Raw genomic sequence first — 22,545 nt, 5'->3', positions numbered from 1 at the left:
CCGGTGGCCCGGTGACCCGGTGGCTTGGCGAGTGGCGACCCGCCTCTGACAGGCGCCCAGGGACAGGCGGCCGGAGTCCCGGCTCCCGGCTTCCGGCTCCGGAGAAGCCCCGTCCAGCGAGTGTACGATCGTACGCTCCAGGCGCTACGCTCCCCTCCATGACACTCGATGTGCAGGTACGGCCTGCCCTGCGCGAACGGCGGGCCCGCGGGGCCGTGGCCGTTCTCTTCCTCACCAATGGCGCGCTGTTCGCGAACATCCTGCCGCGCTATCCGCAGATCAAGGCCGACCTTGGCATCGGCAACGCCGCCTACGGACTGGCCGTCGCCGCGTTCCCGACCGGCGCGATCGTGGCGGGCCTCGGGGCCGGGGTGCTCATCCGGCGCTTCGGCTCGGCCCGGGTCGCGGTGGCCGGAACCCTGCTCACCGGCATCGGCATCCTCGTCGCGGGCACGGCACCTGCGGTGCTGGTGTTCGCGGCGGCGCTGTTCCTGGCCGGGGCGATGGACGCGATCACGGACGTGGCGCAGAACGCCCACGGACTGCGCGTCCAGCGCCTCTACGGCCGCTCGATCATCAACTCCTTCCACGCCATCTGGTCCATCGGCGCCGTCCTGGGCGGCTCCATGGCCGCCGCCGCCATCGCCCTCGGCCTCTCCACCGGACTGCATCTGGCCATCTCGGCCGCCCTGTGCACCCTGGCCGCGTGCGGCGCCCTGCGCTACGCCCTGCCGGGCCCCGACACCGAGCCCGCTACGGACACCGGGGGCGCGCACCCCGCGACCGAATCCGCCCGCCCCGTGATGACCTCATCCCGGCGGACCGTCGTCCTGGCGGCGCTGGTGCTGATCGCCATGGCCGGCACCCTGGTGGAGGACGCGGGCAGTTCCTGGGCGGCCCTGTACCTCTCCGACTCCCTCCACGCGGCGGCGGCGCTGGCCGCGTCCGGGTACATCGCGCTGGTCGGCGCGCAGTTCGTCGGACGGATCCTCGGTGACCGGTTGGTCGACCGGTTCGGGCAGCGGGCGGTGGCCCGCGCGGGCGGCCTGATCGCCGCCGGGGGCATGGGGCTGGCCCTGGCGTTCCCCTCGGTGCCCGGCACCATCCTCGGCTTCGCGGCGGCCGGTTTCGGTGTGGCGACCCTGGTCCCGGCCGCCATGCACGAGGCCGACGAACTCCCCGGCCTCAGACCCGGCACCGGCCTGACCATCGTCTCCTGGCTGATGCGGCTCGGCTTCCTGCTCTCCCCGCCGGTCGTCGGCCTGGTCGCCGACGCCTCCGGGCTGCGCCTGGGCCTGCTGGTGGTGCCCCTGGCCGGACTGCTCGTCATCGCCCTGGCGGGCGCCCTGGGCACGCGCCGACGGTAACGGCCCCTCTGGGGTGGGTCGCTCGGGACACGGCCCCCGGGGTAGGGCGCACGGGGCACAGCCCCCAGGGCGGGTCGCACGAGACGCAGCCCCCGGGGTGGGTCGCACGGGGCACAGCCCCCAGGGAAGGTCGCGCGGGCCGAGATGTGCCCGGAAGCGTACGACCGTACGCTTCCGGGCGGTACGATCGCGCGCATGCCGACGGACTACTTCGCCAACGACCCGCGCAGCAACTACGAACGCATGGCCGCCGGGGACCCCTACATCGCCGACGACCCCGAGATCGTCCGCCGCTACGAGCGGGGGGTCCGGCTGGCGGCGCGCTACCACGCCGCCTACATCGAGGACCCGGAGGCCGCCCGGCCGCTGCTCGCCGAACTGCTGGGCGGCCTCGGCGAGGGAGGCCACGTCCGGCCGCCGCTCCACGTCGACTTCGGCGGCAACATCACCCTCGGCGCCCGTACCTTCGTCAACTTCAATCTGACCGCGCTGGACGTGGCCGCGATCGTCATCGGCGAGGATTGCCAGATCGGGCCGAACGTCCAGTTGCTGACCCCGACCCATCCGCTGGAACCGGGGCCTCGCAGGGACAAGGTGGAGGGAGCGAAGCCCATCACCATCGGTGACAACGTGTGGCTCGGCGGCGGTGTCATCGTCCTGCCCGGGGTGACCATCGGGGAGAACTCGGTGATCGGCGCCGGGGCGGTCGTCACCAAGGACGTCCCCCCGAACACGGTCTCGGTGGGCAACCCGGCCCGGGTGATCCGCACCCTGTGAAGGCGCCCCACCTCTGAGAAACTCCCGGCATGGCAACCGGACACACCGACCCGCAGCGCCGTGAGCGCATCCTCACCGCCACCCTCGATCTGATCGCGGAGGTGGGGGTGGCGGGCGTCTCCCATCGGAAGATCGCCACCCGGGCCGGTGTGCCCCTCGGCTCGATGACGTACCACTTCACCGGCATCGACGAGGTGCTGTTCGAGGCGTTCCAGCGGTTCACCGACGAGTTCGTGGTGTTCTTCGGCGGCTTCCTCGCCCGGCCCGCGAACCGCGCGGAGGCCGTCGAGGCGGTCGCCGATCTGGTGCACGCGCTGTCCGCGGCCGACGCCCAGCGCGATCTGGTCCTCACTCAGGAGCTGTACACGCTGGCGGCCCGGCGCCCCGCCTACCGCAGGCTCACCCATGACTGGATGCGCAGCAGCCGGGTGCATCTGGAGAAGCACTTCGACCCGGACACGGCCCGTCAGCTGGACGCGTTGATCGAGGGCCTGACCCTGCACCGCGCGCTGGCCCGCGAGCCGCACGACCGCGCGGTGACCCTGGAGGCCATCAGACGGATCACGACGCCCCCGGCGGACGGCCCGCCACGGCCGCCGGTGTGACCTCCCACCGCACATACAGGTCCTGGGGCTTGCGGAACACCAGCCCGTACGGGGCGGCGGGCCGGTCCGGGTCGAGCCGCAGGCCCGGGAGGCGCTCCAGGAGCCGCCGCAGGGCGATCCGGGTCTCCAGCCGGGCGAGATGGGCGCCGATGCAGTAGTGCGGGCCCTGTGCGAAGGCCAGTTGGAGCCGGGCGTCGGCCCGCCGCACATCGAAGCGGTCGGGGTCGGCGAACACCGCCGGATCACGGTTGGCCCCGGTCAGCGACACACTGACCAGATCCCCGCGCCGGATCGACGCCTCCCCGAGCACGGTGTCCCGGGTGGCGTACCGGTCCACCACGGCGGCCCCCGGTTCGAGCCGCAGCGACTCCTCCACGGCCCCGTCCAGCAGCGCCGGATCGGCCCGGACGAGGGCGAGCTGGTCCGGGTGGCGCAGCAGGTGCAGCAGCGCGTTGGTGATCATCGCCTCGGTGGTCTCTATCCCGCCGAACATCAGCACCGCGGCATTGGACGCCACCTCCGGCACCGAGAGCCTCCCGGCGGCGGACACCAGCAGCGAGGTGGCGTCCCGGTCGGCGACCGTCTCCTCCACGGCGGCCCGCAACCGGGCGTAGGCGGCCGTTCCCTCGGGGTCCGCGGCCTGTCCGGCGGTGAGACCGGCGACCGTGCGCACGATGGCGTCGTACCAGGCCAGTACGGTGGCGGTGGTGGTGCCCCGCAGACCGAGCGCCTCGGTCATCACCGCGACCGCCAGCGGCCCCGCGAACGCCCGCCGCAGGTCCACCTCCCCGGCGTCCGCGAACCGCCCGATCAGCCGCCCCGTCTCCGCCTCGATGAACCCCTCGAAGCCCTGGCGCACCTCCCGGGGCCGGAACGGCGCGACGAACGGCCCCCGGTGCCGCGCATGCCGTTCCCCGTCCAGCGACAGCATGCTCGGGCCCACCACCCGCGCGGTGGAGAACCGAGGATCGTCCACGGTGAAGGTGTCCGCGTCCCGCATCACCGCCACCGCCAGATCCCGCCGGGTCACCAGCCAGCCGCCCAGCGCGGCCACCCAGGACACCGGTTCCGCCGCCCGTAGCCGGGCCAGCAGCGGATGCGGGTCGTCGGCGAGCCCGGACAGGGTGAGGCCGGCGCCGAGCGGATAGGTGGGGTTCATCGCGGCCCTTCCGGCAGGATCTCGATCATGCGTGCGAGGCTAGCCGAGGCGGCGGTGGCACGGTCCGCCCGCTCCCTCCCACCCTCTTTCCTCCCGCCGCTATCACCCACCCAGTGCGCCCCGTAGCCGGTCGCACACCCGCTCCACCTCCCCTGCCTCCGGTACGCGGCCCTCCTCGCCCAGGGCGACCTGGAGCCGGGGTCCGAAGGCGTCGTACCGGACGACGGTCGCCCGGTCCACGGGCTGCACGACGAAGTGCAGATGACCGGGGACCCCGCCCGCGTGCGACCACAGGCACACATACACCTGCTCCGGGGCCGTCACGGCGGTGACCGTGGCGCTCACCCGCCGCAGCAGCGGGCCCATGTCGGCGGCCTCCGGCCCGGTCAGATCGGCGACATGGACGACATGGCGGACAGGCTTGACCACCAGCGTGCCCAGGCCCAGCGCGCCGACACAGTGCTCGACCACCCAGGACCCGGCCCGCAGCAGGATCCCGCCCGGCAGCGGCACGCGCCCGGCGGTGAGATCGCAGGCCAGGCATCCGGGGATCCCGGCGAGGGCGTCCGCTGTCATCCGAGGGCTCCTGTCCGATCGGCGGGTGGCCCGCCCCGAGTCTCCCGGACGGCGCCCCTGTCCCCATTATAGGAACTGGTGTACGAAGTCCGACGGGCGATTGTCAGTGGCGGGTGTCAGGCTGAGGGCAGACAGGAGCTACGAAGGGAATCGCAGTGATCACCACCGACTTCGCCCCGGGCTCACCCTGTTTCCTCGATCTGGGCGCTCCCGATGTCCGGGCCGCCGCCGCCTTCTACGGCGCGGTGCTCGGCTGGGAGTACCAGCCCATGGGGGAGGGGGACAGCGCGGAGGGCGGCATGTTCCAGAAGGACGGCAAGACCGTCGCCGGACTCGGCAAACTCACCGAGGAGGGCGCCCGCCCGGCCTGGATGATCTACTACTCCGTCCCCGACGCCGATGCCACCACCCGGGCCGTCGAGCGCGCCGGGGGCGCGGTGCGGGTACCGCCCATGGCGCTGGACGAATGGGGCCGCATGGCGCAGTACACCGACCCGCAGGGCGCCCAGTTCGCCGTCTGGCAGCCCGGCACCAGCCCCGGTGTCGAACTTGTGGACAAGCCGGGCTCGCTCTCCTGGACCGAGCTGTACACCACGGACGCGGCGGCGGCGAAGGAGTTCTACGGCGCGGTCTTCGGCTGGCAGTTCGGCGACATGGAGCTGCCCGGTGGCGGGGGCACCTACTCGCTGATCACCCCGGCCGGGCTCCCCGACGAGCGGATGCACGGCGGCCTCATGCAGGTCGACAAGGAGGCCCTCGCCCTCGCCAACGGCCAGGCGTACTGGCACCCGGTCTTCGACGTCACCGACTGCGACGCCGCCGTCGCCAAGGTCGCCGAGAGCGGCGGCAGCATACAGATGGGCCCCGACACGGCCGAGGGCATCGGCCGGATGGCCGTCTGCCTCGACGGCTCGGACGCCGACTTCGTCGTCCTCGCCCCGAGCCGCCCCCACTGAACGCCGGGCGCGGCGGGGCCGGGCCAGGGGACAGGGGGCAGGGTCAGCCCAGGATGAGCGGCAGCCGGGCGCCGAGCGCGCCCAGCTCCGCCCGCCGCGCTTCGCTCGCCGTACGGCGTCCCGTGCCGATCAGCAGGGCGTCCCGGTCGGAGAACGACGAGGGGAAGGGGACACCGGCGATCCGCTCCAGCGCCGCCCGGGACGCCGCCAGGGTCTCGGCCGGTGGACCGGAGGCCGAGGGCAGACACGCGATCAGATCGAGGTGGTGCAGGGTCCATTCGAGGACATACGCCGAGAGATAGTCGCCCGTGGTGAGGACCATGTCCTGGGTGCCGACCCGCGCGGCCGGATCGGCGAGCAGGGCGGCCCGGCCGGCGGCCGAACCGACGTCGTCCAGATGGAAGGTGAGCAGGCGCGGCTCCCCGTACGCCGCCGCGAGCCGGGGGATCAGCGCGGCGAGGGGGTCGTCGCCGGTCGGGGGCGCGTCGAGCAGCCGCCAGTAGGTCGTGGCATCGGCCGTGGGCGGGCCGTCGGCCGGGGTGACGAGGGTGATCAGCACGTCCTGGGCGTCGATGACCAGATGGCACACCAGGTCCCGGACCAGCCATCCGGCGCACCTGGACGGTCTCTCGAAGTCCCCGTCGTCCAGCGCGGCCACCGCCGTTCGCAACGCGGTCCACGCGAGGGAGAAGTGATCCACGCGGGCAGCGTAGGCCGGTGCGGGGGCGGGGACCATCGGCGGGCGGTGGGCTCACGGAGGTCGTCGGGACGGGGTGGGGGGTGGGGGGCGGTCGTGCTCCGCCGGGTGCGGGGTCAGGGCCCGCCGCTCGCCGGGCCCTCCTGATCGCCGGTCTCCTCCGTGTCCCCCGGGTGCTCCGGCTCCGGGTGGCGGACCGCCGACTTCACGTCCACCTCCGCCTGGAAGCGGGCGATGCCCTGCTCCTGGGCGTACTCGGTGACCGCGGCCTGGACATCGCGGGCCAGGTCGCGCCAGGCGCGCAGCGCGGTCTCGTAGGTCTCCGTCTGCTGCTCGGACCAGGGATGCGCGGTCGGCGGACCGTACTGGTCCCGCAACTGCCGCACCTGTTCATTGGCGTGATCGGCGGCGCGCTGCATGCCCACCAGCTCTTCGAAGGTATGTGCCACGCCCGGGATGGTAAGCATTGTCCGTGTATGTCCTTGCCGCGACCCGCGTGCCGGATGGGGACCCGACCCCTCTGCCGCCGCTCCCGTCCGCCATCCGGTCCCTCTCCCGGAGGTGTCCGATGTCCACCGCTCCGGAAGCGCCCGGCGCTTCCGCGCGTTTACCGTGGAAGGGAGTTCCAGTCATACGGGGGCAAGGGGGATGGAAGGGTGATGAAGGCGACTGACGACGCAGAGCCGTTATCGGGAGGTCCGTTGTCCGCGGGGCCGTTGTCGGCAGGTGCGACATCGGGGGCGTCGCCGCCCGGGGGGCCGTTGTCGGCAGGTCCGCCGCCCGTAGGGCCGCCGAGCGCCGGTCCGCCGACCGCCCGACCGCCGACCGCCGGGTCGTTGCCCGCAGTCCCGCCATCCGCAGGCCCGCCCGCTGCAGGGCCGCTGCCCGCAGTCCCGCCAGCCAGCGGGCCACTGCCCGCAGGCCAGGCACCCGCGGGGCCCTTGCCCGCAGGCCCGCCGCTCGCCGCGGAAGCGACACACGGACCCTGCGAGGATCGCGCCCAAGCCCGCGCCGAAGCCTGCGTCGAAACCCGCGCCGAAGCCCTCGCCCGAGCCCGCGCCGAAGCCCGCGCCGACACCCTCGCCCGAGCCCCCGCCCAAGCCCGCGCCGAAACCCTCGCCGCCCTCCGCGAGCGTGAGTTCGGGTACCTGGACGAGGGCGGCCACACCTACCTCGACCACACCGGCGCCGGGCTGCCCCCGCGCTCGCTGGTCCAGGGCAGCGCCCGGCGGATCACCGGCGGGCTGTTCGGCAACCCGCACTCCGAGAGCCCCGCCTCCCTCGCCTCCGGACGCCTCGTCGAGGAGGCCCGCGCGGCGGTGCTGCGGCACTTCAACGCCGACCCCGCCGAGTACGCCGTGATCTTCACCCCCAACGCCACCGGCGCCCTGCGCCTGGTCGGCGAGGCATACCCCTTCACCCGCTCCACCCGGCTGGTGCTGTCGCTCGACAACCACAACTCCGTCAACGGCCTCAGGGAGTACGCCCGCGCCCGGGGAGCGCGGACGGTGTACGTCCCCGTGAGCGGACCCGGTCTGACCCTGGACGAGGACCGGCTGCGCGCCGCCCTGGCCGGAACCCGCCGCCCCGGCCTGTTCGCCTACCCCGCGCAGAGCAACTTCACCGGGGTGCGGCACCCGCTCGACTGGATCGCCACCGCCCAGGCCCACGGCCATCACGTCCTGCTCGACGCCGCCGCCCATGCCCCCACCAACACCCTGGACCTCAGCCGCCACCACCCCGACTTCACCGCGGTGAGCTGGTACAAGGTCTTCGGCCACCCCACCGGCGTCGGCTCGCTCATCGCCCGCCGCTCCGCGCTGGCCGTGCTGCGCCGCCCCTGGTTCTCCGGCGGCACCATCTACGCGGTCAGCGCCCAGGCCCAGTGGCATGTCCTCGCCGCCGGCGAGAGCGCCTTCGAGGACGGCACCCTCAACTTCCTGGCCCTGCCCGACATCACCTCCGGGCTCGCCTGGATCGACGCCATCGGCATGGACCGGATCCACGCCCATGTCACCGCCCTCACCGACCGGTTGCTGACCGGCCTCGGCCAGCTGCGGCACAGCGACGGCACCCCGCTCGTCCGGGTGTACGGACCCGGCCGCGCCGACACCGCCCGCGGCGGCACGGTCGCGCTGAACGTACTCGACGCGCACGGCGCGGTGGTGGACGAGCGGCTCGTCACCCGGGACAGCGCCGCGCGCGGGATCTCCCTGCGCACCGGCTGCTTCTGCAACCCGGGCGCGGGCGAGGCCGCCTTCGCCCTGCCGGCCGACCGGCTCCGCGCGGCGGCCCGGCGCCGCCTCGGCTCGCTGGAGGACTATCTCGAAGCGCTGCACCTGCCGTCGGCGGGCGCCGTCCGCGTCTCGCTCGGTGTGTCGTCCCAGCCGAGGGACGTCGACACCTTCCTCGGCTTCGTCCAGGACACCTACCGGGACCGGGCGCCGGGCACGGCGGGGCTGGCCCCCAGACAGGGCTGCTGAGCGGCGCCCGCCCCGGTCACCGCCGCGCCCCGTCCCGGCACTTGCGCACCAGGACCGCCCACGTACCCGCCAGGAAGACGAGGGTGAAGCCCGCCAGAATCAGCCATCCCCGCGCCGCCGGATGCCCGAAGGAGTCACCGTACGAGGCGAGCAGCGGCGGTCCGAGCGGGGAGCCGCCGCTCCGCCACAGGGTCTCCAGCCCCACCGCGCCGCCCAGTGCCTCGAACGCCCAGCGGTTGGTCATCGCCCAGCTGATGGCCTCCCCGGCCGCGGTCATCCGGGGCACCGGCACGAACGCCCCCGAGAACAGCACCTGCGGAAAGCACAGCAGCGGCAGCATCAGCGTGGCCTGCGCCGGTTCCGACACCGCCGCCGAGGCCAGCAGCCCCAGCGCCAGCGCGGCGGCCGAGGCCAGCACACTCGTCATGAACAGCGAACCGTACGTCCCCCAGCCCGCCGCGGGCAGCCGGTCCAGCGCCCGCAGCACCACCAGCAGCAGCGCGTCCGCCACCGCCAGCACCGGCAGCATCGTCGTCAGCTTCGACGCCACATACGGCCCGATCCGCAGCCCCGCCAGCCACTCCCGGCGCAGCACCGGCAGCTCGGGACAGATCTGGAGCAGCCCGTAGGTCAGCCCGAAGAAGAACGCCCCGAACGCGATCCAGAACATGATCATGGCCGTCGACCCCGGATCGGGCGACCCGGCGTCGAACGCCCCCGCCCGGAACAGCACCGCGAACATCGCCACGATCATCACCGGTGACCCGGCGAGCACAGCGACCGAGAGCCGGTCGTGCAGCAGCAGCGCGGTACCGCGCCGGGTCAGCAGCGCCCATTGGCGCAGGGCGCCGGGGACCGCGGCGTCCCTCGCCGGTTCCCCGACCGGTTCCGGCTCCGGAGCCGGTGGCGTCGCGGGCGCGGCCCGTACGCCCTGCGCCGCCGCCCCGTACACCTCCTCCAGGGTGGCCACCCCGAACGCCGGGCACAGGCCGGCCGGGTCCCCCGCGTAGGCGAGTTCGCCGCCGGAGGTGAGGAAGACGATCCGGTCGGCGCCGAGGAGGTCGGCGAGGACATGGGTGGTCATGACCACCGTGGTGCCGGTCGCGGCGAGGGCGCGCAGGGTGCGCAGCAGAGCGGCGCCGGTGACCGGGTCGAGGCCGGAGGTCGGTTCGTCGAGGAACAGCACCCGAGGACGGGTGAGCAACTCGACCGCGATACTGGCCCGTTTGCGCTCCCCGCCGCTCAGCGCGCGCACGGGTGTCGCCGCGCGGTCGGTGAGAGAGAGGACGGCGAGGACGCGGTCCACGGCCGCCGCGATGTCCGCCGCCGGGGTGCCGGGCGGCAGCCGCAGGCCCGCCGCGTAGGTGAGGGTGCGGCCCAGCGGGAGCGCGCGGTGGATGATGTCGTCCTGCGGGACATGGCCGAACGCCGGTCCCGGCGGCCCCGGTGCGGCCCCGTCGTGCAGCACCTCGCCGGTGCTGGGGGCGCTCAGCCCGGCCAGCGTCTGGAGCAGGACCGTCTTCCCGGCGCCGCTGCTCCCGGCGACGACGGTGAGCCGGCCGGGCGGGATGTCGAGGCTGATGTCGTGCAGCACCCGCCCGGCACCGGGCACGTCCCGGCCGACATGGCGGGCCCGCAGACGCAGGCCGGGCGGGGAGGCGGGGGCGGGGAGGCCGACGGACTGTGAGGGAGGCGTCACCATGGGTGCAGCATGCCAGCCGCCCGGCCGGGTCAGTACACGGACATTCCGTACATGGCCAGGGCCTCCTGGATCGGCTGGTAGAAGCTGGTGCAGCCGGAACCGCCGGACAGGATGCCGATGATCCGGTCGCCCGCGTAGAGCGGGGCACCGCTGTCACCGGGCTGCGAGCAGATGTTCGTCGTGATCAGGCCGTACACCACGTTTCCGCCGCCGTAGTTGACGGTGGCGTTGAGGGCGGTGATCGTTCCGCAGCGGACCCCGGAGACCGCGCCCCGCTGGCAGACGGCCAGCCCGAGGGTGGCGGTCGCGGTGCCGGTGACATCGACGGTCCCGATCGTGCCGGGGTGCGGCACGGCAGAGTTGGTGTACCGGACGACCCCGAAGTCGTTGCCGGGGAAGCTGGTGGCGGTGGTGACACCGATGAGCGTGCTCAGGCCCGACGAGGTGTACCAGTCGGCGGCGCCGGAGGTGCAGTGCCCGGCGGTGACGAAGTAGAACGACGAACCGCCCTGCACATTGACGCCCGCGGTGCAGCGGGAGGTGCCGGTGTAAATGCCGTCGCCGCCGGAGAGCAGCGGGCGCAGCCGCCCCTCGACGCGCTCCACCGCCACGGAGCCGTCGAGGCGGCCCAGTCTGGCCACATCCGCGTCGGTGACCGTGGCATCGGCGAGCACCCGGGTACGGCCGGTGACCGGGTCCGGCACCCAGGCGGTACCGGTGATGCCCAGCGACTCGACGGCGGCGGCGACCCGGGCCTGCGCCACGGCCGGGGGCGCGGCGGTCGCCGGAGCGGCGGACACGGCGAGGCCGGCCGTCACGAACAGACTCAGCAGACAGCGCCCCACGACGCTACGGCGTGCTCTCATCACCCAAGTCCCCCCGGGGAGAAGGTCGGTCAGGCCGGGCACGAGCCAGCGCTCATTGTGCCTGGGCGCTGCCGCGCCGGATAGGGCGGACTTCGGCCGTGTCCGTCGGGTCACCGGGGTGTCCGGCCGTCGACGACCAGCGTGCCTCGCCCTCGCCCTTGTTCCCCTCGGGGCGGGGGGGGGTGAGCGACGACGGCGGTCAATGGCCCGGTCGGGTGGCCTCCGATTGGCCCATGAGGCTGGGCCGCTTCCTCATTACGGTGGAGATCACGCCGGGACGGACACCATCAACCGGCACGGACGACCGATCCACCCCTCCCGAGGAGGCCCCCATGCGAGCCATCACCGTTCAGGACCGTGACGCCGGAACCGGCGGCCTCACCCTCACCGAGCTGCCCCATCCGCACGCCGCCGAGAACGATGTCGTCGTACGCGTCCACGCCGCCGGATTCACCCCCGGCGAGCTGTCCTGGCCCGGCACCTGGACCGACCGGGCGGGCCGTGACCGCACCCCGAGCGTCCCCGGCCACGAACTGTCCGGCGTGGTCGCCGAACTGGGCTACGGCACCACCGGCCTGACCGTGGGACAGCGGGTCTTCGGCCTCGCCGACTGGACCCGCAACGGCACCCTCGCCGAGTACACCGCCGTCGAGGCCCGCAATCTCGCCCCGCTCCCGGCCGACATCGACCATGTCACGGCCGCCGCGCTGCCCATCTCCGGACTCACCGCCTGGCAGGGGCTGTTCGACCACGCCCGGCTCACCACCGGCCAGACCGTGCTGGTCCACGGGGCCGCGGGCGGTGTCGGCTCCCTCGCCGTCCAGCTCGCCCGCGACGCCGGTGCCGTGGTCGTCGGCACCGGCCGCGCCGCCGACCGCGAGACCGCCCGGACCCTGGGCGCGACCGCGTTCGTGGACCTCCAGGCCGGACGGCTGAAGGATGTCCTGGCGGGCATCGGACAGGTGGATGTCGTCTTCGATGTCATCGGGGGCGAGGTCCTGGACCGCTCCGCCGCGCTGGTCCGCCCCGGCGGCACCCTGGTCACCATCGCCCGCCCGGTCACCGTCCGCCCCGACGACGGCCGGGCCGTGTTCTTCGTCGTGGAACCCGACCGTGCCCGGCTCGCCGACCTCGCCGCCCGGGTGCGCGACGGACGGCTCCACCCGAGGATCGGCGCGGTCCGCCCCCTCGCCGAGACCCCGGCCGCGTTCGCCCCGGAGCGGCGCACCTCCGGCAAGACCGTCATCCAGGTCACGCAGGAGGAGACGGGCTGAACCGGCGGCACACCTGACCGGGCCGGTGCCCCGCTCAAGGCCGGCGACCGGCCTCCGTGCCCAGTGCCGCCGCCCGCTCCTCCAACGCCCCGAGCAGCGCCGACGCCGCCGTGCCCGCAGCGGCGTACACGCCGATGAAGCGGCGCGCCGTCGGCTCCATCCGCACCGCGCGGGTGTCCGGGCCCCGCTCGATGGCGAGGGACGGCACGAACGCCACCCCGACCCCCGCCGCCACCAGCGCCTGCATGAACCGGAAGTCACTGGAGCGGCACACCACCCGGGGGCGCAGCCCGTGGGTGGCGGCGAGGGCGTCCAGGGCCTCGCCCGGCAGGTCCCAGCCCTGGATCCACGGCTCGTCCGCCACCGCCTCCAGCCGGGCCACCGCCCGCCCCCGGGCGAGCGGATGACCGGCCGGCACCACGAGCCGCAGCTCGTCCCGGACCAGCGGCCGGTACGCGCACCCGCCCGCCGTCTCGTCCCAACTCGCGGGTGGGAGGCTGCTGTTGAAGTGGTACACCAGCGCCATGTCGGCCCGGCCGTCGTGGAGCGCGGCCAGCGCCTCGGCGGGCTCGGCCTCGATCACCGTCGTGGCGACCCCCGCCTCCCGCTTCAGGGCGGCCAGCGCGGGCGCCAGCAGCAGCGAGCCCGCGCTGGCGAAGGTGGCGACGGTGAGCGAGGGCGGCCCCTGCTCGCGCAGCCGGGCCAGGGTGCGTTCGGCCCGGCGCAGTTCGCCGTGCACGGCGTCCGCCGTCCGCAGCAGGGCCGTCCCGGCGGCCGTGAGGGTCACGCCCCGGGTGCTGCGCGCGAACAGCGGGGTGCGGGCGGCCCGTTCGAGCGCTGCCATCTGCTGCGACACCGCCGAGGGAGTCAGCCGCAGCGCCTGTGCCGCCCCCGCGAAGCTGCCGTGCCGGGCCACCTCGCGGAACACGGCGAGCCGCTGCGCCTCGATCATCGGCCCTCCCGGACGGGTTCATCAGTTCTGCTTACGACTTGGCCAGTAATACCGTACTTCTGCTGATGTCCGGCCGCTGTCAGCCTGGCGCCATGAAACCGACCCCCCTGTCCGCCCCGCGCTCCGGAGTCTGGGCGGCGGTGGGTGCGGTGTGCCTGGTCGGCGGGTCCGTGGCCGCCTCCGACCGGCTGCACGGCTACCCGCTGCTCGGCGGACAGGCCGTGCGGTTCACCCTGGCCACCCTCTTCCTGCTGGTCTGGGCCCGGCTGCGGCGCCACACCTTCACCCGGCCGACCCGCACCGACCTGCTGTGGATCACCCTCCTGGCGGCCCTGGGCATGGCCGGGTACGGCGTCGTCCTGATCCGGGCCACCTCGGCCACCGCGCCCGGCAACATCGGCATCGCCATCGGCGCCGCCCCCCTGGTCATCGTGCTGATCCGGGCCGCGGTGACCGGCACCCGCCCGTCCCGCGCCCTGACCGGCGGGGCGCTGTGCGTGGCCGCCGGTTCGGCGGTGGCCCAACTCGCCGGAGCCCAGGGGGTGGAGCCCAGCCCCGGCGGACTGCTGTGGGCCTGCCTCGCCCTGGTGGGGGTCGTCTCGGTCACCCTGCTCGGCGCACCGCCCATCCGGGACCTGGGCGCCCTGACCGTCACCACCTACGCCTGCGCCCTCGCCTCCGCGATGCTCCTCACCGCCGCCCTGCTCACCCGGGCCGTCACCGGGAATCCGGTCCTGCGGCTGCCCACCGCCGGGGAGTTCACGGCGCTGGCCTTCCTCGCCCTCGGCGTGACCACCGTCGTCTTCCTCCTCTGGTACGCGGCCGTCGAACGGCTCGGGCCGAGCCGCGCCGGGCTCTTCAACGGGCTGGTCCCCTTCGCCTCACTGCTCGCGCTGTTCCTGACCGGCGCGGGCACCGCCACCCGGTACCAGCTCGCGGGCGCCGCCCTGGTGCTGTGCGGGGTGGTGGTCAGCCTGCGGCCCGCAGCGGGGGCCCCGTCCGCGCGGTGAGCGCCGGGCCGGTCACCTCGCGGAAGTCACGCTTGCGGATCTTCCCGTGGATGCCCTTGACACCGTCCACGACCTGGGAGACCGCGAAGTCGCCCGCGGCGCTGAGGTAGGCCATCGCCAGATGCCGGTCGATGCCGTAGTCCGTCACCAGCAGATCCAGCGCGCAGCGCACACAGTCGCGCATCGCCCGGTCCAGATCCTCGTCCAGGCCGATGGGTACGAGGTATTCGTCGGTCTCGGCGAAGGGGGTGATCCGGCCGTGGCCGGGGCGGAGCGCCGCGCCGCCGGAGACGATCTCCAGCCGGACGGTGGCCCGCAGGGACGCCTCGAACGCGGTGAGCGCCACCTCGCCGTCGCCCTGCGCGAAGTGCGGATCACCGAAGTAGACGAGGGCGTCGTCGACCTGCACCGGCAGATAGAGGGTGGCGCCGACGCCGAGCAGGGAGACATCGATATTGCCGCCGTGCCGTCCCGGGGGCACCGAGTGCGGGCGGTCGCCGCCGGGCACCGCGACGCCCATGACCCCGAGGAACGGGCGCAGCGGGAAGCGCAGTGCGCCCCGGGCGGGGTCGGCGGGGTCCACCGCCATCCGGCCGAAGGCCCCGTCGCCGTCCCGGTGCGCGGTGGCGAAGGTGATCACCGGGCCGGGCAGCGAGGGCAGTTCGCCCGGGAGCGCGCCGAAGCCGTGCCGGGCGGAGACCATGCCGTAGGGGACCCGGGGGGTGAGGGCGAGGACGGTCACGGCGAGCAGATCGCCGGGGCGGGCGCCGGAGACCGCGATCGGGCCGGTGACCAGGTGTGGTCCGTCGATGTCGTCGTCGTGCGGGAGCGCGGAGTCGGCGATCTGCTGGGCGTCGTCCAGGACATGGGCGCCGCCGATGCCGTACCGGGCGAAGAAGTCCCGGGGGTCGCGGCCCTGGTCCTCCAGGACGCCCTCGTGGCTGACGGTGTCGACGGTGACGACGGAACCGGAGCGCACCACCGCGCGGGGGGTGTCCGCCGCGCACGGCAGTCGGCCCCACAGGACGTTGCCGGGGGTGGCCGGGACATAGGTGCCGGAGGGGAGGTCGCCGTGGCCGGGCTGGAGGACGGTGAAGCCGGTCGCGGCGACATCGAGCGGGGGAGAGTCGGTCGCTGGCATGGCCCGCCTTTCGTGGAAGGGATGGGCCGACGCTAGGAACGACTCGTTGCGCGGGTGTTTCGCGGTGGGGGCACGCCCGTAACGGCGTCTTGTATGGCGTTATGGCGTCTCGCGATGAGATCGGGGTGGGGGAGGGCATGCCGACGCACGGGGCCGGTGGGGTGCCGGACCCGTGCGCGGGCTCGCCCCGGACGGGGCCGGGCGAGGGTCAGAGATCGAGCACGAGGCGGTCGCCCTGGCAGCGGCCGACGCAGATCATCATGGTGCGCCCGGCCTGCCGCTCCTCCTCGGTGAGCACCGAGTCCCGGTGCTCGGGGGTCCCGGCGAGCACCCGGGTCTCACAGGCGCCGCAATACCCTTTCTCGCAGTCGTAGGACAGTCCGCTCACCGAGTCGCGCAGCACCTCGATCAGACGGCGGTCGGCCGGGACGGCGAGGGTGACGCCGCTGCGGGCGAGGCTGACCTCGAAGGGCCGGTTCGCCTCGGCCGCGAACGCCGTCTCCAGTTCGTCCCCGGCGGCGAAGCGCTCCAGATGCAGCCGGTCCGCCAGTTCGAGCCGGGCGCACTCGCGCTCGACGGCGGCCAGCATCGGCGCCGGACCGCAGGCGTAGACCGCGGTGTCCGCCGCCAGCCCGCCCAGCAGCCGGGGCAGGTCCGGCAGTCCGGCCTCGTCCTGCGGGAGCAGGGTGAGGGCGTCCCCGGCGACGGCGGCGAGTTCATCGGCGAACGCCATCGTCGACCGGGAGCGTCCGCCGTACACCACGGTGAACGGCGTGCCGCGCTCGGCGGCCTCGCGGACCGCCGCGAGGATCGGGGTGACACCGATACCGCCCGCGAGGAACAGATACGACGGGGCGTCCACCAGGGGGAAGTGGTTGCGCGGGCCGCGCACCGCGAAGGTGGCTCCGGGGCGGGCGAGTTCGTGCAGCTCCACCGAGCCGCCCCGGCCCCCGGGCTCGCGCAGCACGCCGATGCGCCAGGTGGTGGGGTCGGCGGGGTCCCCGCACAGCGAGTACTGCCGCAGCCGCCCCGACGGCAGCCGCACCTCCACATGGGCCCCGGCCCGCCACGCCGGGAGGTCGCCGCCGCCCGGCAGGGCGAGGCCGATGGCGAGCACGTCCTCGGCCGCGCGATGCACGGCGGTCACCCGCAGCGGGGTGGGCGCGGTGAGGGTGCGCGGGCCCCGGTCGGCCGTGCCGGTGGCGCGGGGCGCGGGCGGGAACAGCGCCGGGATCGCGTCCCAGCCGGACTGGTTGCCGAGGGTGTCGTAGGGGACGAGGCCCTCCTCGACCACCCGGTAGTCGGGCAGCCGGGTGAGGATCTGGGTCATCATCGCCCGGAACATGGCCCGCGCCAGATGCGCCCCCGCGCAGCGGTGCGAGCCGATGCCGAAGCTGAGGTGCCGGGTGGTGTCCCGGTCCAGCCGCACCTGCTCGGGGTCGGGGAACACGGCCGGGTCGTGGTTGGCGGCGACCCAGGGGATCAGCACCCGGTCGCCCGCCCGCATCGGGCAGCCGCCCACCTCGGTGTCCTGGGTGACGGTCCGCGCCATCGACTGGGACGGGGCGAACGCGCGCAGGAACTCCTCGGTGGCGCTCTCCAGCAGGTCCGGGGTCTCGGCCAGGCGCCGCCGCTGGTCGGGATGGCGGGCGAGATGGACCAGGGTGGAGCCGGTGAGCGAGGTGGTGGTGTCGACGCCGCCCGCGATGAGCAGCCCGATCACCGACACCAGCTCGTCGTCGCCGAACGGCGTGCCGTCCGAGCGGCGGCCCGCGACCAGCTCGCTGATGGCGTCCTCGCGAGGAGCCGTGCGCCGGTCGGCGATCAGCTCCCGGATCCGCTGGTCCATATAGGCGAGACCGGCGGCGCCGCGCGCGGCGCGCTCACTGCCGGCCGGGGCCGCGAAGATGTCATGGATCGGCCCGGCCAGCTTCGCCCAGTCCTCCTCGGGGAAGCCGAGCCAGTCCAGGGTGACCGCGGCGGGCAGCGGGTTGGTGAGATCGCGGACGAAGTCGCAGGAGCCCAGCTCGATGAAGTCGTCCACGATCCGGGCGGCGTGGCGCTCGATCATCGGCACCAGCCGCTCGACCGCCTCCGGGGTCAGCAGGGGGTTGATCAGCGTCCGGTACTCGGTGGACCGGGGCGGGTCCAGCTCGATCGGGAACTGTTCGAGCCCGGGGCCCTTGGGGATGACGATGCCGACGCCGGGTCCGCCGGAGTCGCTGCGGGCCGAGGAGAAGGTCTCGTCGTCACGGGCGATCCGGGCCACATCGGCGTACCGGGTGGTGTAGTGGAAGCCGCCGTGGGCCTCGGAGCGGCCGACCGGGCAGGTGGCCCGGAACCGGGCGTAGTAGGCGACCGGGTCGGCGTTGGCGTCGTCGGAGTGGTGGTCGAAGTCGGGGTGACGACCCTCGGCGGAGCCGGGATCGAGGCTGGGGGAGAGCGGGAGGTCGATGTCGGCGGACATGGTGGGCACGCTCCACGTGCTGGTACCTGTGCGCGGTGTTGTCCGGCCGCGCCACCGGATGTCTGAAGCCTCATCGGCGCAGGTCAGGTCACCTTAAGCGGTGTCCGCGCCGACGGCAATGAGTCGGCCGGGGCCGATCTCCGCACCGGGCTGTCAGAAGGAGTGGGTCAGAAGGTGAGGACGGCCTTGCCGACCGCGCCGGAGCGCACCGCGGCCACGGCCTCGTTGATCTGCTCGAACGGGAAGTAGGTGATCATCTTCTCGACCGGGAACCGGCCCTCGGCATTGAGCTCCAGCAGCCGCGGCAGGAACAGCTGGGGCACGCTCGCCCCGGCGATGATGCCGGTGACGGAACGCCCGTTGAGGATGGAGCGCCACTCGAAGCTCATGGACTCGCTCGCCCCGACCCCGATGACCCCGGCCCGGCCGAGCGGCCCGAGCGCCTCCACGGCGGTGCGCAGCACATCCTCGCGGCCGGTCGTGTCGATGACGAAGTCGAACCCCTCGGGGACCAGGGCGGCCAGCTTGTCCGCGCTGTCGCCGGTGGAGGAGTCCACGGTGTGGGTGGCGCCGTAGCCGCGCGCCGCCTCCAGCTTGGCCGGGTTCACATCGACCGCGACCACGCTCTTGCAGCCGCTCAGCACGGCGGCGATGATGGCGGCCACCCCGACGGCCCCGGCGCCGAAGACCGCGAGCGAGGACCCGGGACGCGGCTGGAGCACATTGAGCACCCCGCCCGCCCCGGTCTGGAACCCGCAGCCGAACGGCCCGGCCCGCAGCAGATCCAGCGAGGGATCGATCCGGACGACCGCCCGCTCGGGGGCGACGACATGACTGGCGAACGACGACTGGCCGAGGAAGTGGGCATTGACCTCCCGCCCCTCGTACGACACCGCGGAGGTGCCGTCGGGCCGGTGGCCGGAGAAGTTGACCGCGTCAAAAGAGCGGCAGTAGGCGGGGGAGCCGGTACGGCACAGCGCACAGGTGCCGCACGAGGCGAAGGACATGGCGACATGGTCGCCGGGACGGACGGACGTGACCTGGGCGCCGACCTTCTCCACCACACCCGAGCCCTCGTGGCCGAGCAGGGCGGGGGTGGGGAAGAAGGTGGCGAACTCCAGATCGGTGCCGCAGATCCCGACGGCCGCGACCCGTACGAGAACCTCGTCGGGACGGGGCTCCTCCAGGTCCACCTCGGTCAGCAGGAACGGCTCTTTGGGCTGGGTCAGCAGAGCGGCGGTGGCACGCACAGGGCCTCCTAGTTGCACCTCACAAAGTGAGACCGCATCTTGACATGTGCAACAAGGTCGGTCAAGGTTCCCCCCATGGTCGCTGTTGACATCCCCTCTGCTCTGCACTTCATCGACGGTGAATGGGTCGCGGCCCGAGACGGCGGCACGCTGGACGTTCTCGATCCGGCGACCCGGTCGGTGTTCCACACCGTGGCCCGCGCGGGTGCCGCCGACGTCGACGACGCGGTCGCCGCGGCCCGCCGCGCCGCGCCCGCCTGGGCCGCCACCAACCCCAGTGAACGCGGGGCGCTGATCCGCCGCTGGGCCGACCTGATCATCGCCGAGGTCGAGGCGCTCGCGGCCGTCGAGGCCCAGGACGTCGGCAAGCCGCTGTCCGGCGGCCGGACGAACATCTATATCGCGCACGGCATCATCGACTACTTCGCCGGCGCCGCCGACAAGCTCACCGGTGTCACCCTGCCCACCCGCAGCCCCGACTACCTGGGCTACACGGTCCATGAGCCGTACGGGGTGTGCGCGGTGATCATCCCGTGGAACGTCCCGGCCGTCCTGACCGCCGCGAATGTCGCCCCGGCCCTCGCCGCGGGCAACACCGTCGTCCTCAAGCCCTCCGAGATCGCCCCGCTGGCGCCGTTCGCGCTGGCCGAACTCGCCCGCCGCGCGGGCTTCCCGCCGGGTGTCATCAATGTCGTCGCGGGCCTCGGCCCCGAGGCGGGCGTCGCCCTCACCTCGCACCCCGGCGTCGACCACATCAGCTTCGTCGGCTCCACCACCACCGGGCGGGCCATCATGGCGTCCGCCGCCCGCAACCTCGTCCCGGTCAAGCTGGAACTCGGCGGCAAGTCGCCCAACGTCCTCTTCGCCGACGCCGACCTCGACACGGCGATCCCCGCCATCGTCGCCTCCATCACCGAGAACGCCGGACAGAACTGCTACGCCGGGTCCCGGCTGCTGGTCGAGTCCTCGGCGCACGACGAGGTGGTGGAGCGGATCGCCGCCGCCATGGCCGCCGTCAAGACCGGGCCCTGGGAGGCCGACGCGGACATGGGTCCGCTGGTCAGCGAGGCCCAGTACGACCGGGTCAGCGGCTTCCTGGCCGACGCCCCGCGCGACGGGGCACGGCTGGTCACCGGCGGCACCCCCGGCGACGGGGGCTGGTTCGTCCGCCCGACCGTGTACGACCGGGTCGACGCCGGGATGCGCATCGCCCGCGAGGAGGTGTTCGGCCCGGTGCTCGCCGTGCAGTCCTTCCAGGGCACCGCCGAGGCGACCGAGCTGATGAACGCCACCGACTTCGGTCTGCTGGCCTGCATCTGGACCAATGACATCTCCCGGGCCCTGCGGCTCGCCAAGGATGTCCGCTCCGGGCAGGTCGCGGTCAACCAGTTCCATGACGCCGGGGTCATCGGCTTCCCCTTCAATATGCAGAAGGACAGCGGCTTCAGCCGCGGCGGGGGCTACGCGGCCCTGCGCGAGTACACCCAGGAAAAGGGTGTGGCCATCCGGTTGCTGGACCACTGAGGCCGACGCATGGCTACCGCTGCCAGGCCGGACGACGTGGCCCCCCGGGCGGGGTCCGAGGGTGTGGCTGCCCCTGCTGGGTCGGATGGTGTGACTGTCCGGGCCGGGCTGGATGGTGTGACTGTCCCTGCCGGGCCGGATGGTGTGACTGTCCGGGCGGGGTCCGAGGGCATGGCTGCCCCTGCTGGGCCGGATGGTGTGACTGTCCGGGCCGGGTCCGAGGGTATGGCTGCCCCTGCCGCGCTCGACGGCGTGACTGTCCCTCTCGGGCCGGACGGCCTGGCCGCCCCCGCCGGGGCCCGGCCCGGCCCGGCCCGCGACGAACCGGCGCCGAACCATCCGCAGCCCGCCCTGCTGGAGCGGGAACTGACCGAGGCCGTGCTCGCCGGTGCCACCCGCTCGGACGTGCTCCGCGCGCTGCTGCGGGCCACCGGACGCCATCTGCGGCTGCTGTCCGCCGAGGGCGTCCCGCTGGCGACCACCGACGGCGGCCCGGGAGTACCGGCCGAGATCGCGAACGGGGTGCTGGCCGACCCCGCCCCCGCCGCCGCGCCCCCGGTCGTCGAGGCCCTCGACGGCCTCCGCGCCACCGCCCTGCCCGTCCGGGCCGGGAGCACGGTGGCCGGGGTCCTGCTGACCGTCGGCCACGCCGACCCCCGCGTCCAGGCACTGGCCCGCGCCGCCGTCACCGCTCTGCTCATCGACGCCGTACGCGCCGGGGACGACCCCGCCGAGGCCACCGCCCGGCACACCCCGGCCGATGTCGTCGCCGCCTTGCGCTCCGGCACCGCCGGTGCCTCGGTGCGCTCGGCCGCCGAGAGCCTCGGCATCGATCTGCGCCACCCGCCCGCCGGTGCCGTCCTGCACTACAGCGGCACCCGGCTGCGCGCCTGGTCCACCGCCCTCGCCTGGCTGGAGCATCCGGCCCAGCAGGAGGGCCGCACGGCCTGGACGGTGGTCCCGGACGACGCCACCCTCACCCGGCTCCAGAACAGGCTGCGGCTGATGACCGGCGACGAGTCGGCCGGGCAGGTCGTCGCGGCGAGCGGCTCACGGCCGGAGTCGGCCGACGGACTCACCCAGTCCTTCACCGAGGCGGAACGGCTGCTCGGCCTGGCCCGCGCCCAGCGGGTCCCGCTGCTCACCTTCGACCGCTGCGGCGTCGTACAGATCCTGCTGCCCCTGTCCCGCGCCCGGCTGGAGGCGTACGCCGAGACCCATCTCGGGCCGGTCCGGGAGCGCCCGGAACTGATGGCGACACTGCGGGCCTGGCTCGCCGAACGGGGCAGCCGGCAGAGCGTCTCCGAACAGCTCCATCTGCACCGCAACTCGGTCGGCTACCGGGTACGGCAGATCAAGAACCTGCTCGGCACGGACCCCTTGCTCCCGGCCGCCTCCGCGGAACTCCACCTCGCCCTGACGGCACTGGACCTCCTCGCCGCCGACGCGGCCAGGACACCCCGGACCGGCCCCGCCCGAGGCGACGACGACCCCCTGCCCGCGCACGGCTGACGCGATGGCCACGGGGCCGAGCGGCGGGCCGGGCCTGTCGTCGGCCGCGCGCTGGGACCGGGTGGCGGTGACGCCTCGCTTCCCGCTGCCGTCCGGCGGGCTTGTGGCGGCGGGGTTTTGGCTGCCTGCGTGCGGCTGATGCGGGTGTCGGGCCTCGGTTCTTGCTGGCCGCGCGCGATGGGACCGGGTGGCGGTGACGTCCTGCTTCTGGCTGCTGTCCGGCGGGC

Annotated in this window: 19 protein-coding genes; 9 read left to right on the top strand and 10 right to left on the bottom strand. The window is 74.1% G+C overall.

What is annotated here, in order from left to right; all coding sequences use genetic code 11:
- Positions 1-158: 158 nt before the first annotated feature.
- The 3 genes from ABZX40_RS03955 to ABZX40_RS03945 all read left to right on the top strand — a co-directional run bounded on the left by ABZX40_RS03955 (position 159) and on the right by ABZX40_RS03945 (position 2,749).
- Positions 159-1,367 (top strand): MFS transporter, encoded by a 1,209-nt coding sequence (locus ABZX40_RS03955; protein WP_355731202.1) that lies wholly within the window; start codon positions 159-161, stop codon positions 1,365-1,367.
- 195 nt (positions 1,368-1,562) lie between these two features.
- The gene (locus tag ABZX40_RS03950; RefSeq protein WP_355731203.1) at positions 1,563-2,144 is read left to right on the top strand and encodes a sugar O-acetyltransferase; all 582 of its coding nucleotides are present in this window, start codon (positions 1,563-1,565) and stop codon (positions 2,142-2,144) included.
- A 29-nt stretch (positions 2,145-2,173) separates the two neighbouring features.
- Positions 2,174-2,749: a TetR family transcriptional regulator gene (locus ABZX40_RS03945; RefSeq protein ID WP_355731205.1), complete on the top strand. Its 576-nt coding sequence runs from the start codon at positions 2,174-2,176 to the stop codon at positions 2,747-2,749.
- On the opposite strand, the gene ABZX40_RS03940 is transcribed toward ABZX40_RS03945, so the two are convergent.
- Positions 2,706-3,908 carry a cytochrome P450 gene (locus ABZX40_RS03940; protein WP_355731207.1) on the bottom strand — a complete coding sequence of 401 codons (1,203 nt, stop codon included), beginning with the start codon at positions 3,906-3,908 and terminating at the stop codon, positions 2,706-2,708. The two genes, ABZX40_RS03945 and ABZX40_RS03940, sit on opposite strands and share 44 nt — an antisense overlap.
- 102 nt (positions 3,909-4,010) lie before the next feature.
- The gene (locus ABZX40_RS03935; protein WP_355731209.1) at positions 4,011-4,484 is read right to left on the bottom strand and encodes a hypothetical protein; all 474 of its coding nucleotides are present in this window, start codon (positions 4,482-4,484) and stop codon (positions 4,011-4,013) included.
- Positions 4,485-4,639: 155 nt separating this feature from the next.
- Here ABZX40_RS03935 and ABZX40_RS03930 point away from each other — a divergent pair, with 155 nt between their 5' ends.
- Positions 4,640-5,440: a VOC family protein gene (locus ABZX40_RS03930; protein ID WP_355731211.1), complete on the top strand. Its 801-nt coding sequence runs from the start codon at positions 4,640-4,642 to the stop codon at positions 5,438-5,440.
- Positions 5,441-5,483: 43 nt separating this feature from the next.
- On the opposite strand, the gene ABZX40_RS03925 is transcribed toward ABZX40_RS03930, so the two are convergent.
- A complete protein-coding gene (locus ABZX40_RS03925) occupies positions 5,484-6,140 on the bottom strand; it encodes a maleylpyruvate isomerase N-terminal domain-containing protein (protein WP_355731212.1) in 657 nt (218 codons plus the stop codon).
- Between the two features lie 113 nt (positions 6,141-6,253).
- On the bottom strand, positions 6,254-6,586 hold the full coding sequence (locus tag ABZX40_RS03920) for a hypothetical protein (protein ID WP_355731214.1): 333 nt from the start codon (positions 6,584-6,586) through the stop codon (positions 6,254-6,256).
- 699 nt (positions 6,587-7,285) lie between these two features.
- On the opposite strand from ABZX40_RS03920, the gene ABZX40_RS03915 reads away from it, so the two are divergent.
- Positions 7,286-8,620 (top strand): aminotransferase class V-fold PLP-dependent enzyme, encoded by a 1,335-nt coding sequence (locus tag ABZX40_RS03915; protein WP_355731510.1) that lies wholly within the window; start codon positions 7,286-7,288, stop codon positions 8,618-8,620.
- 16 nt (positions 8,621-8,636) lie between these two features.
- On the opposite strand, the gene ABZX40_RS03910 is transcribed toward ABZX40_RS03915, so the two are convergent.
- Together ABZX40_RS03910 and ABZX40_RS03905 are read right to left on the bottom strand one after the other, a co-directional pair.
- Positions 8,637-10,322 carry an ATP-binding cassette domain-containing protein gene (locus ABZX40_RS03910; RefSeq protein WP_355731216.1) on the bottom strand — a complete coding sequence of 562 codons (1,686 nt, stop codon included), beginning with the start codon at positions 10,320-10,322 and terminating at the stop codon, positions 8,637-8,639.
- Positions 10,323-10,351: 29 nt separating this feature from the next.
- Positions 10,352-11,188, bottom strand: coding sequence for a S1 family peptidase (locus ABZX40_RS03905; RefSeq protein WP_355731218.1), 837 nt, complete (start codon positions 11,186-11,188; stop codon positions 10,352-10,354).
- Between the two features lie 332 nt (positions 11,189-11,520).
- On the opposite strand from ABZX40_RS03905, the gene ABZX40_RS03900 reads away from it, so the two are divergent.
- Positions 11,521-12,462, top strand: a complete 942-nt coding sequence (locus ABZX40_RS03900; protein WP_355731220.1) for an NADP-dependent oxidoreductase — start codon at positions 11,521-11,523, stop codon at positions 12,460-12,462.
- Positions 12,463-12,496: 34 nt separating this feature from the next.
- Here the strand turns inward: ABZX40_RS03900 and ABZX40_RS03895 are convergent, their stop codons facing one another.
- On the bottom strand, positions 12,497-13,414 hold the full coding sequence (locus tag ABZX40_RS03895; protein WP_355731222.1) for a LysR family transcriptional regulator: 918 nt from the start codon (positions 13,412-13,414) through the stop codon (positions 12,497-12,499).
- 92 nt (positions 13,415-13,506) lie between these two features.
- Here ABZX40_RS03895 and ABZX40_RS03890 point away from each other — a divergent pair, with 92 nt between their 5' ends.
- Entirely contained in the window at positions 13,507-14,424 is a 918-nt protein-coding gene (locus tag ABZX40_RS03890) for a DMT family transporter (protein ID WP_355731224.1), read from the top strand.
- Here ABZX40_RS03890 and ABZX40_RS03885 read toward each other — a convergent pair.
- The 3 genes from ABZX40_RS03885 to ABZX40_RS03875 all read right to left on the bottom strand — a co-directional run bounded on the left by ABZX40_RS03885 (position 14,384) and on the right by ABZX40_RS03875 (position 19,282).
- Positions 14,384-15,565 carry an acetamidase/formamidase family protein gene (locus ABZX40_RS03885; RefSeq protein ID WP_355731226.1) on the bottom strand — a complete coding sequence of 394 codons (1,182 nt, stop codon included), beginning with the start codon at positions 15,563-15,565 and terminating at the stop codon, positions 14,384-14,386. The genes ABZX40_RS03890 and ABZX40_RS03885 overlap by 41 nt on opposite strands.
- 208 nt (positions 15,566-15,773) lie before the next feature.
- Complete coding sequence (locus ABZX40_RS03880) at positions 15,774-18,032, bottom strand: cytochrome P450 (RefSeq protein WP_355731228.1); 2,259 nt, start codon at positions 18,030-18,032, stop codon at positions 15,774-15,776.
- A gap of 167 nt (positions 18,033-18,199) precedes the next feature.
- Entirely contained in the window at positions 18,200-19,282 is a 1,083-nt protein-coding gene (locus ABZX40_RS03875; RefSeq protein WP_355731230.1) for an NAD(P)-dependent alcohol dehydrogenase, read from the bottom strand.
- Between the two features lie 75 nt (positions 19,283-19,357).
- On the opposite strand from ABZX40_RS03875, the gene ABZX40_RS03870 reads away from it, so the two are divergent.
- Complete coding sequence (locus tag ABZX40_RS03870) at positions 19,358-20,806, top strand: aldehyde dehydrogenase family protein (RefSeq protein WP_355731232.1); 1,449 nt, start codon at positions 19,358-19,360, stop codon at positions 20,804-20,806.
- Positions 20,807-21,058: 252 nt separating this feature from the next.
- On the top strand, positions 21,059-22,318 hold the full coding sequence (locus tag ABZX40_RS03865; protein WP_355731234.1) for a helix-turn-helix domain-containing protein: 1,260 nt from the start codon (positions 21,059-21,061) through the stop codon (positions 22,316-22,318).
- Positions 22,319-22,545 lie beyond the last annotated feature (227 nt).

The sequence above is a fragment of the Streptomyces sp. NPDC004610 genome, from assembly GCF_040609715.1.
In the GTDB taxonomy this organism is placed as follows: Bacteria; Actinomycetota; Actinomycetes; order Streptomycetales; family Streptomycetaceae; genus Streptomyces.
This window is presented reverse-complemented; position numbering and strand designations above follow the sequence as displayed.

Excerpts from the sequence above, each read along its gene's own strand:
- ABZX40_RS03955 (WP_355731202.1), top strand. The coding sequence starts at position 159 with ATGACACTCGATGTGCAGGTACGGCCTGCCCTGCGCGAACGGCGGGCC.
- ABZX40_RS03950 (WP_355731203.1), top strand. The coding sequence starts at position 1,563 with ATGCCGACGGACTACTTCGCCAACGACCCGCGCAGCAACTACGAACGC.
- ABZX40_RS03945 (WP_355731205.1), top strand. The coding sequence starts at position 2,174 with ATGGCAACCGGACACACCGACCCGCAGCGCCGTGAGCGCATCCTCACC.
- ABZX40_RS03940 (WP_355731207.1), bottom strand. The coding sequence starts at position 3,908 with ATGAACCCCACCTATCCGCTCGGCGCCGGCCTCACCCTGTCCGGGCTC.
- ABZX40_RS03935 (WP_355731209.1), bottom strand. The coding sequence starts at position 4,484 with ATGACAGCGGACGCCCTCGCCGGGATCCCCGGATGCCTGGCCTGCGAT.
- ABZX40_RS03910 (WP_355731216.1), bottom strand. The coding sequence starts at position 10,322 with ATGGTGACGCCTCCCTCACAGTCCGTCGGCCTCCCCGCCCCCGCCTCC.
- ABZX40_RS03905 (WP_355731218.1), bottom strand. The coding sequence starts at position 11,188 with ATGAGAGCACGCCGTAGCGTCGTGGGGCGCTGTCTGCTGAGTCTGTTC.
- ABZX40_RS03900 (WP_355731220.1), top strand. The coding sequence starts at position 11,521 with ATGCGAGCCATCACCGTTCAGGACCGTGACGCCGGAACCGGCGGCCTC.
- ABZX40_RS03895 (WP_355731222.1), bottom strand. The coding sequence starts at position 13,414 with ATGATCGAGGCGCAGCGGCTCGCCGTGTTCCGCGAGGTGGCCCGGCAC.
- ABZX40_RS03890 (WP_355731224.1), top strand. The coding sequence starts at position 13,507 with ATGAAACCGACCCCCCTGTCCGCCCCGCGCTCCGGAGTCTGGGCGGCG.
- ABZX40_RS03885 (WP_355731226.1), bottom strand. The coding sequence starts at position 15,565 with ATGCCAGCGACCGACTCTCCCCCGCTCGATGTCGCCGCGACCGGCTTC.
- ABZX40_RS03880 (WP_355731228.1), bottom strand. The coding sequence starts at position 18,032 with ATGTCCGCCGACATCGACCTCCCGCTCTCCCCCAGCCTCGATCCCGGC.
- ABZX40_RS03870 (WP_355731232.1), top strand. The coding sequence starts at position 19,358 with ATGGTCGCTGTTGACATCCCCTCTGCTCTGCACTTCATCGACGGTGAA.